The sequence below is a fragment of the Halorientalis regularis genome, from assembly GCF_023698535.1.
In the GTDB taxonomy this organism is placed as follows: Archaea; Halobacteriota; Halobacteria; order Halobacteriales; family Haloarculaceae; genus Halorientalis; species Halorientalis regularis.
In genome coordinates this window covers 184888-193934 of the sequence record NZ_JALJCL010000001.1, presented here as the reverse complement: position 1 = coordinate 193934, position 9047 = coordinate 184888, and the positions used below count along the sequence as shown (strand labels likewise).

The following is a 9047-nucleotide window of genomic DNA, read 5'->3' as shown; positions in this document are numbered from 1 at the left end:
CCCGAACAGAGGCGTACACGATGTTGGCACGGGTGTGGGACGGTGGGCGGTCGATGCAGCGGGCGGGAATCAGGTCGACGCTGGTCGCGCTGGGGCTGTCGGTCGGCACCAGTGGCGTCGGGGCGGCACAGCCGATGCCGGTGGGACGGACGGCTCCGGTGGTCCCGCTCGAGACTCGGATCGCTGTGGGCCTCGCCGCCACGGTCTTCGTCGGCATCTGCATGCTGGCGCTGTTTCAGACCTACACGCACGAGTCGCTGGATGCGATTCGGGCCAACGTGCCCGTCTCGCTGGCCATCGGCATCGCCGTGCAACTCGCCTTCGTGACACTGGCGTTCGCCGTCGGGTTCGTATCGGTCATCCCCTTGATGGGACTTCTCACGATCCCAGTCTGGATCGCGCTGGTCGTGTTCTACGTCGCTTGGGGCATCCTCGGCGTGATCTCGGTCGGCCGGTTCGTCCTGAACCGGTTCACCAGTGGCGGCCCCTGGCTCGGTCTCCTGGTCGGGGCCGTCCTCGTCGTGGCGTTCCAGATCATCCCGTTCGGCGTCGTCCCGCTGTTCCTGATCGTCTCGCTCGGCATGGGCGGGGCCGCTCGGCGACACATGGGCGCATCGACGAGCGAGCGCTCGGTGCCCAGCGGGCGGTTCTAGAACGAGTCGTCAGTCAATCCAGCGCGCCTTCCAGTCGCTCGATCAGCTCGGTGTTCCCGACGTGGACCGGGACGCGCTGGTGAAGTCGGTCGGGTTCGACATCCAGCAGCGACCGCTCGCCGTCCGAGGAGCGGCCGCCGGCCGACTCGACGATGTAGCCGATGGGATTCCCCTCGAACTGGAGGCGGAGTTTGCCGTTCTCGGCGGACTCCAGCGAGGGGTACGCGAAGATACCGCCGTACTCCATGACCTGGCTCACGTCGCCGATCATCGCGCCGCCGTAGCGGAGTTTTAGTTCGTCCTCGATCTCGCGGACGAACGCCTCGAAGTCGGCGTGCCAGTCCGGGACGCGGCCGCCGAACCCGTAGACCACGGGGTCGGACGGGATCGTCACGTCCTCTTCGACCACGCGGCGCTCGACGCCCTCGTCGGTGTCGTCGATCACGTACTCGGTCACCGCGTCGTCCCGGGCCAGCACGAGGGTCGTGATCGGGCCGTAAAGAACGTAGCCCGCGGCGACGAGCGCTCGGCCCGGTGCGGGGAGTGGCTCGTCGTACACCGCCAGGATCGTCCCCATGACGTTGTTGGACTTCAGGTTCGACGAGCCGTCGAGTGGGTCACAGGCGACGTGGAGACCGCCGTCGGATTCCTCGTCTTCGACGATCCCTTCGCGCTCCTCGCTGGCGTAGCTGGCGACGCCGTCGATTGCGAGCAGGCGGTCTTCGAGCAACTCGTCGGCGTGGCGGTCGGCCGCCAGCATCTGCTCGCCCGACGGGTTCTCGCTGGTCTCGTACTCGCGCCGACCAGTCAGGCCCGCCCGCACGTCGGGTGCGGTCTCGGTGACCACGTCGACGATTGCCGACACTACCTCGCTCATCTATTCGGCTTCGGGGGCCGCGCCCTCGGCGGCGGCCAGGGCCTCCTCGACGGAGGACTCCTCGAAGATGACTTTCTCCAGAGCGTCGAGGATGCGTTCGGGGTTCTCGCGCTGGAAGACGTTCCGGCCGACCGCCAGTCCCGCGCCACCCGCGTCGATGACGCTCTTGACGTTGCTGAGGAACTCTTCGTCGGAGCGCTTCGAGCCGCCGGACATGACGACCTTCGTCTTGCCGGCCATCCGGACGGTCTCTTCCATCGCGTCTTGACTGCCGGGATACTTCACCTTGGCCACGTCCGCGCCGAGTTCGAGGCCCAGCCGGGCCGAGTAGGCGATGCTCTCGGGCGTCTTGGCGTTGCGCAGGCCCTGACCCCGCGGGTAGGACCACATGACGACCGGCATGTCGTACTCCTGATGGGCGCGTTCCTGCGCCTCACGGAACTCCTCGACCATCTCGATCTCGTGATTGGAGCCGCCGTAGACGGTGAACCCGATGGAGTCGGCACCGATCTCGTGTGCGTAGTCGACCGTCCAGTTGACCGCGGAGTTGGGCTCGCCCCGCCAGAGGTTCGACGTGCCGTTGAGCTTGGCCAGCAGGTCCACGTCGTCCTCGTAGGAGGGGTAGTACGCTTCCGCGACGCCCTTCTGGACCGCGAGGGAGGTCACGGCGTCGTGGGTCGCCACGTCGAAGACGTGTGCGGGGTCTGCGCTCTCCGGTACGTCCTCGAAGTCGACCGGGCCGTGTTCCAGGCCGTGGTCGTACGCCAGGATCAGCACCTTCCCGTCCCGGGTCAGGGGGCTGTCGTCGATAGGGATCATCTCACCTTTCTCTGCCCCACGTTCGCTAATTAAGTTGTTGGAGACGGGCAGCGAAATACTGCTCCGTGTGCGAGTAAATTTTCTCAGCAGTGATCAGTGCTCTCGGAACAGGAACCGTCGACACACTTACGCAGGTCGGCGTGGTCTCACCCGCCATGCGCGGATTCGACGAAATCGAGACCTGGGGCGTCGTCGGCGCGGGAACCATGGGCCACGGCATCGCACAGGCCGCGGCGACCAGCGGCTACGACGTGGTGATGCGGGACGTCGAGGCGGATCTGGTCGAGGAGGGACTGCAGGGCATCGAGTCCAGCCTCTCGCGGTTCGAGGAGAAAGACAAGCTCACCAGCGAGGCGGCCACCGCGGCCCGCGAACGGGTCACCGGCACGACCGACCTCGGAGACCTGGCGGCCTGCGATTTCGTCGTCGAGGCCATCGTCGAGAACATGGACATCAAACGCGACGTGTTCGCCGACCTGGACGGGACGGTCGACGCTGACGTGGTCCTCGCCACGAACACCAGCACCCTCTCGATCACCGCCATCGCGAGCGCGACCGACCGCGCCGAGCAGGTGGTCGGCCTGCACTTCATGAACCCCGTCCCGCTGATGGAGGGCGTCGAAGTGGTCGTCGGCGAACGGACGAGCGACGCGGTCGCCCAGCTCGCCCACGACCTCGCCGAGGACGTGGGCAAGACGACCTGGGAGTCCGACGACAAGCCCGGGTTCGTCACCAACCGCGTCCTGATGCCCTGGATCGCCGAAGGCATCCGCGCTTACGACGAGGGTGTCGCCACGAAAGCCGACATGGACCGCGGGATGAAACTCGGCACGAACGTCCCGATGGGCCCGCTGGAACTGGCCGACCACATCGGTCTCGACATCTGTCTCGACGCGATGGAGACGCTCCACGAGGAACTCGGTGACCGGTACCAGCCGCCGTACCTGCTCAAGCGGAAAGTCGAGGCCGGCGACCTCGGGAAGAAGTCCGGGAAGGGGTTCTACGAGTACGGGGAGTGATAACCCAAAACATCTGGCTCGTTGACTCGAACGAACCTCCATGGGTCTCGAAAACTGAGGTGCCGGCTACGTGTGGATGGTCGGCGTCGTCTGTCTCGGAGCCGTCTTCTACCTCGACCGACCGCTGGCCCGGGTCGCCGTCGGAGTCCTCGGCGTCTCGGCGCTCTGGTTCGGCGTCTCCATCGCACGGGGCGGCCATCGAACCGGGAGCGAAACGTGAGTGCCTGCCTACTCCTCGCTCAGTGCCCGCTCCAGTGCCTCCACGTCGTCCATTAGCGACTCGAACTCATCGCTCACGTCCTCGCGGTCGCCGAACTGGCGTTCGGCGCGGGTCTTGAGTTCCGTCGCGTCGTCGCCGAGTTGCCGGACCCGCGCCTGGAGTTCGTCGCGTCGGTCGAGTAGGTCGGCGACTTGCTCGGCGAGTTCGTCGAGGTTGGCGTCGCCGAGCATATCGTACTCGTCGTAGAGCCCCGAGCCCACAGCACCGTGGCCGGAGCCGGTCAACTCGTGGATCACGCCGCCGTCGGTCTCGGTTTCGGTGGCCAGTCCGAGCGTCGAGAGTTGCTGACAGCGGTTCTCGACCTGCGACCGATCGAGGCCTGTCGCCTCGACCAGTACGTCGACGCCGGCCCCCTCGTGTTCGTCGATGGCGCGCATCACCGTGACCGCCTCCCAGTCGAGAACGTCGGAGAGTTCGGAGATCGTCGGCATATGGCGTCCCAGGCAGGCCGCCCGGGTAAGCCTTAAGACTCCGCTCGCGCGACGGCACGCGTCGCGGTCGCCTTGAACGTCGCGACGACCGGCGTTCCGGCCGCCAGTCCCAATCGCTCGACGCTCTCGACAGTCACGAGCGCAGCCAGGGGCAGGTCCGGATCGACCGCGACCGACACGCGGGCCAGCGTCTCCCCGCGGTCGACGCCGACCACCTCCCCCTCGAACCGGTTGCGCGCGCTCGTCCCGCCGGGTTCGGGGGCATCGGCCGGCCGGTTCAGCGTCACCGCGTCGGCGCGGATCGTGACGACGACTGCGGTGCAGTCCGGCGGCGTCACGGCCCGAATTCGACCCGCCTCGGTCTCGACGGTGGCGAGTTCGCCGTCACGCTCGACGACGCGGCCCGTCAGGACCGTCTCGTCGGCCTCGGCGACGCCCGCGAACTCCGCGCGAACGCGGTCGAACGTCGCCAGCAACTCCCGGGCGCGGTCGGTGAGTTCGCTCCCGCCGCCGCCCCCGCCGCCGCGACTCCGGTCGACCAGCGAGCCGAACGCGTCTTCGAGTTCGACCACGCGACGCTGCGCGTGGGCGTACGAGCGGCCCAGCGAGTCCGCCGCGGCGTTCAGCGAACCCGCCTCGTCGATGGCGGCCAGTAACTCCCGGTCTCGAACCGTCAGCGCGATGCCGTCGCGACCGAGTTGCACGTCGAAATCCGGGGACACGTCCATGGCCGATGGTTGCCAAGCACTGACAAAACTGTTATGTCAGGGGCCGCACAACAGCGTTGTATCGACTATGGCACAACGCAACGGATCGCAGGGGAAGACGGGAGCGACGGACCGGACACGACGGGGATTCCTGGCGGCGGCGGGCGCGACGGGTGCAGCGGCGCTGGCCGGGTGTATCGGCGGTGGAGGCGGAAGCGGCGACTCGCCGGGGTCGATACTGGCGTTCCACGCCGGGAGCCTCGCGCCGCCGTTCAGTGCGGCCGAACCGCAGTTCGAGGAGAAGACTGGAATCGACGTGACCCGGGAGGCGAAGGGCTCGGTCGGCTCGACGAAGAAGATCACCGAACAGGGCCGCCGGGCGGACGTGCTGGGCGTCTCGGACTTCCGACTCATCCGGGACATGGTACTCGGGGAGTACGGCGAGTGGCTCATCGTGTTCACGACCAACGCCATGTCGATTCAGTACCGTGAGGACTCGCCTGGAGCCGACGAGATCGGGACGGACAACTGGTGGGACGTCCTCTCGCGCGACGACGTGACTATCGGCCACAGCGACCCCGCCGTCGACCCCGGTGGCTATCGCGCGGTGATGGCCCAGCAACTCGGGAAAGAGAAGTTCGAGGGGAGCCGACTCTACGACGAGTCGACCTACCAGGCGATGCGGGACAACTCGACGGTGCCGACGGGGACCGAGACGAACCTTGAGAGCCAGCTCAAGAGTGGCGAACTCGACTACGTATTCTACTACCAGTCGATCAGCACGTCCTCGGACCTGCCCTACGTCGACCTTCAGCCACAGGTCGACCTCTCGAAGGCCAACGACAAGTACGCCGAACACTACGCGAAAGCCCAGGTCGAGACCGAGGACACGACCTACGTCGGCGCACCCATCGCCTACGGGATGACGGTTCCGAGCGTTGCCCGGGATCCCGAGAACGGGGCGCGCTGGGTGGAGTACATGATCACCGAACCCGGCAGGCAGATCCTGCGGGACAAGGGTCTCCAGCCGGTCGAGACGCCCGCCGTCAACGCCAGTGGCGAGGGGAGCGTTCCCGACCGGGTCATGCAACACGCCGAGGCCAAGGAGACGCTCGGCCCGCTCCAGCTGGACGCGTGACGACCGAGCGGAAGGCTCACTACGCTCCCACCGGCACCCCCAACTAGATGGCAACACGAACGCCGCCGCTCCCGTTGCACGCCCTCGGCCGCGGCTCGGTCGCCCTGGCGGTCGTTGCCGTCCAGCTCGTGGCCTTTGCCGCCGCCTACTCGCTGGGCCGGCCCACCCTCTACGCCGTCTTCGTCGTCCTGAGCGCCGCTGGCCTCGGGTTTGCATCCCGGCGCGGCCTGTTCGGCGTCGCGATGGCGACCCTCGGGAGCGTCCTGCTGGTCGCGCTCGGGCTCCCACTGCTCCTCTTCGCCGCCCGCCAGTCCCCCTCGCTGATCGCCGAGAAAGCTCTGGACCCGGGCGTCCACCGCGTGCTGTACCTGGGTGTCTACGCGCCGCTGCTCGCCGCCGTCGCGAGCCTGGCGCTCGGCGTCCCGCTGGCCTACCATCTTTCGCGGGGCTTCACTGGGCAACCGCTGGTCGAGAGTCTGGTGGACCTCCCGCTCGTCGTGCCCCACAGCGTCGCGGGCATCATTATCCTCTTCGGGTTCGGCCAGGGTGGGGCCCTCCCGGGACTCTCCGTGCTGGGGACGCTTCCCGGGATGGTGCTGGCGCTCACGTTCGTCAGTGCCCCCTACGCGGTCAACGCGGCCCGCGAAGCGTTCGAGTCGGTGGACGACCGGCTGGAGTACGCCGCACGCGTCCACGGTGCGAGCCCGTGGCAAGCCTTCCGCCGGGTGACCGGGCCGCTCGCGGTCCGAGGGATGGTCACCGGGGGTGTCCTCGCGTGGGCGCGGTCGGTTTCGGAATTCGGGGCGGTCGCGGTCGTCGCCTACAGCGTCGAGTTCTTCTATCCGCCGGCAGGCGAGCGGGTGATCGCCCAGCACGCGCCCGTGTTCGTCTACAACACCTACCTGCAGGGCGGCCTCGACGAGAGCGGCGCGGTCGCGGCCCTGTTGCTCGCGGTCTCCGCCGCGATCTTCCTGCTGGTGCGCTGGCTCACGACCGACGCGACGACGACGCAGGGTGTGGCATGACCCTCGAAGTCGACGTCGAGGCGACGTTCTCGGCCGACGGGGCCGACGCATTCCACGTCGCCGCGGACTTCTCGGTGCGGGACGGCGAGACGGTCGTCATCCTCGGCCCGAGCGGGAGCGGCAAGACCCTCCTGCTGGAGACCGTCGCGGGCTTTCACGACCACGAGGGCACCGTCGATAACGACGAACTCGTCCTCTCGGACCGCCCGCCGGAGGGCCGGGACTTCGCGTTCGTCTTCCAGGACTACGCGCTCTTTCCGCACATGACCGTCAGCGAGAACGTAGGGTTCGGGACGCGATACGAGTGGACCGACGACGGCTGGGTCGCATCGCTCGCCGACCGATTTCGGTCGGCTCTCGGGCGATTCGGGTCGGCCATCAGTCGACCACGCTCGACGGTCTCGAAACTGTGGCGACGCCTCCGTGGCGGCACGGGTCCAGCCCCGGAACCGCCCGGACTGCGCCTGCTCGCGGACCTGGGCGTCGCGGACCTGGCCGAGCGCTACCCGCCGACGCTCTCGGGCGGTGAGGCCCAGCGCGTGGCGCTCGCGCGCGCGCTAGCGGTCGACCCCGCAGTCCTGTTGCTGGACGAACCGCTCTCGTCGCTGGACGTGCCGACCCGCCAGGCCCTCCGGGACGATCTGCAGGACGTGCTGGCGGACGTGACGTCGATCTACGTCACCCACGACCGGACGACGGCGCGGGCGCTGGCCGACCGGATCGTCGTGATGAACGACGGGCAGGTGGTCCAGACCGGCACGCCCGAGGACGTGTTCGAGCGGCCCGCCTCCCCCCTCGTGGCCCGATTCACGGGGAGCAACGTCGTCCCGCTTTCGGCGCTTGGCGACCGGGCGGACCGACTGCTCGACGGCGACCGCGACGCGACCCACCTCACCGTCAGACCGGAGGCCGTGGAACTGGGGGCGAACGATCCGGACCTCACGGGGACCGTCGAGCGCGTCACCCGGGAAGACGCTACCAGTCGCGTGACCGTCGCCGTGGACGGGATCGACTCACCCGTCACGGTCTTCAGCGCCGACCCACCGACGCCGGGGACTACCGTCACTCTTCGCTTCCCCCGCGAGCGCGTGGCGACCTGTCGGGACTGACGAGCGCCCGTAATAATAGGCCTCCCAATCGCGGCCGAAAAGCTACGCCCCTTTCGCGGAAATGATCAGGTATGGATTTCGAGCGACGAGACGCCGACTTCGAAAGCGACGGCACTCGCTGTGCAGCGTGGCTCTACGAACCAGCAGTCGAGAACCCGCCCGTCATCGTGATGGCGCACGGATTCGGCGGGGAACGCGAGGCACGCCTGCCCGCGTTCGCCGAGGCGTTCGCCGAGGCTGGCTACGCCGTCTTGCTCTTCGACTACCGTGGCTTCGGTGACAGCGACGGCGACCCGCCCCACATCGTCTCCGGCCCGCGCCACGTCGCGGACTACCTGGCGGCGATCGACCACGCTCGGTCGCTCGCCGTGGTCGACGCTGATCGTCTCGCCCTGTGGGGCACCTCGTTCAGCGGCGGCCACGTGATCGAAGCGGCGGCCAGGGACGGCGACGTCGACGCCATCGTCTCCCAGGTCCCGTTTACCGACGGCCTCCGCAACGCGCTCCATCTCGTCCGGACGGGTGGGCTGGAGTACGTGGCAGGGGCCGTGACGGCGATAGCCCGCGACCTCGGCCGAATGGTCACGTTTCGGGACCCCCACTACGTGCCCATCGCGGCCGAACCCGACGAGTTCGGCGTTCTCAACACACCCGACGCGAAACCGGGCTATCTGTCCCTGATCCCCGGCGGCAGGGTCGAAGAGTGGGACAACGAGTGTGCCGCACGGATTCTCGCCACCGTCGGCCTGTACCGGCCCGTGACCTCGGCAAGCGACGTGGACTGTCCGGCGTTCGTCGCCGAGGCCACGGAGGACTCGATCATCCCCTCGGACTCGGTGGACACGCTGGTCGACGAACTGAACGACGTAGAGCGAGTGCGCTACGACCTCGGTCATTTCGGGCCCTACAAACCACCGGCGTTCGAGCGGGTCGTCGCGCGTCAGCAGGCCTTCTTCGACCGGACGCTTCGGAACTGAACGGAAGATGGG

At 68.1% G+C, this 9047-nt stretch carries 11 protein-coding genes; 7 read left to right on the top strand and 4 right to left on the bottom strand.

What is annotated here, in order from left to right; translation table 11 throughout:
- Positions 1 to 20 precede the first annotated feature (20 nt).
- The gene (locus MU521_RS01055; RefSeq protein ID WP_092686880.1) at positions 21 to 653 is read left to right on the top strand and encodes a hypothetical protein; all 633 of its coding nucleotides are present in this window, start codon (positions 21 to 23) and stop codon (positions 651 to 653) included.
- 13 nt (positions 654 to 666) lie between these two features.
- Here the strand turns inward: MU521_RS01055 and MU521_RS01050 are convergent, their stop codons facing one another.
- Both MU521_RS01050 and MU521_RS01045 read right to left on the bottom strand, forming a co-directional pair.
- Complete coding sequence (locus MU521_RS01050; RefSeq protein WP_092686884.1) at positions 667 to 1530, bottom strand: class 1 fructose-bisphosphatase; 864 nt, start codon at positions 1528 to 1530, stop codon at positions 667 to 669.
- Positions 1531 to 2349 (bottom strand): class I fructose-bisphosphate aldolase, encoded by an 819-nt coding sequence (locus tag MU521_RS01045; RefSeq protein WP_092686887.1) that lies wholly within the window; start codon positions 2347 to 2349, stop codon positions 1531 to 1533. It lies immediately after the preceding gene.
- A gap of 155 nt (positions 2350 to 2504) precedes the next feature.
- On the opposite strand from MU521_RS01045, the gene MU521_RS01040 reads away from it, so the two are divergent.
- Entirely contained in the window at positions 2505 to 3368 is an 864-nt protein-coding gene (locus tag MU521_RS01040; RefSeq protein WP_092686890.1) for a 3-hydroxyacyl-CoA dehydrogenase family protein, read from the top strand.
- 76 nt (positions 3369 to 3444) lie between these two features.
- Entirely contained in the window at positions 3445 to 3588 is a 144-nt protein-coding gene (locus MU521_RS01035) for a hypothetical protein (RefSeq protein WP_175452734.1), read from the top strand.
- An 8-nt stretch (positions 3589 to 3596) separates the two neighbouring features.
- Here MU521_RS01035 and MU521_RS01030 read toward each other — a convergent pair whose 3' ends face one another.
- Positions 3597 to 4079, bottom strand: coding sequence for a hypothetical protein (locus MU521_RS01030; protein ID WP_092686893.1), 483 nt, complete (start codon positions 4077 to 4079; stop codon positions 3597 to 3599).
- A 32-nt stretch (positions 4080 to 4111) separates the two neighbouring features.
- Positions 4112 to 4807 (bottom strand): TOBE domain-containing protein, encoded by a 696-nt coding sequence (locus MU521_RS01025; protein WP_092686896.1) that lies wholly within the window; start codon positions 4805 to 4807, stop codon positions 4112 to 4114.
- Positions 4808 to 4874: 67 nt separating this feature from the next.
- Here MU521_RS01025 and MU521_RS01020 point away from each other — a divergent pair, with 67 nt between their 5' ends.
- The 4 genes from MU521_RS01020 to MU521_RS01005 all read left to right on the top strand — a co-directional run bounded on the left by MU521_RS01020 (position 4875) and on the right by MU521_RS01005 (position 9035).
- Positions 4875 to 5924: an extracellular solute-binding protein gene (locus MU521_RS01020; protein ID WP_092686899.1), complete on the top strand. Its 1050-nt coding sequence runs from the start codon at positions 4875 to 4877 to the stop codon at positions 5922 to 5924.
- A 47-nt stretch (positions 5925 to 5971) separates the two neighbouring features.
- Entirely contained in the window at positions 5972 to 6949 is a 978-nt protein-coding gene (locus tag MU521_RS01015) for an ABC transporter permease (protein WP_092686902.1), read from the top strand.
- Positions 6946 to 8058: an ABC transporter ATP-binding protein gene (locus tag MU521_RS01010; RefSeq protein WP_092686905.1), complete on the top strand. Its 1113-nt coding sequence runs from the start codon at positions 6946 to 6948 to the stop codon at positions 8056 to 8058. Before MU521_RS01015 ends, MU521_RS01010 begins: the two co-directional genes overlap by 4 nt.
- A 71-nt stretch (positions 8059 to 8129) precedes the next feature.
- Positions 8130 to 9035 (top strand): alpha/beta hydrolase, encoded by a 906-nt coding sequence (locus MU521_RS01005; RefSeq protein ID WP_092686908.1) that lies wholly within the window; start codon positions 8130 to 8132, stop codon positions 9033 to 9035.
- The last annotated feature ends 12 nt before the right edge of the window (positions 9036 to 9047 follow it).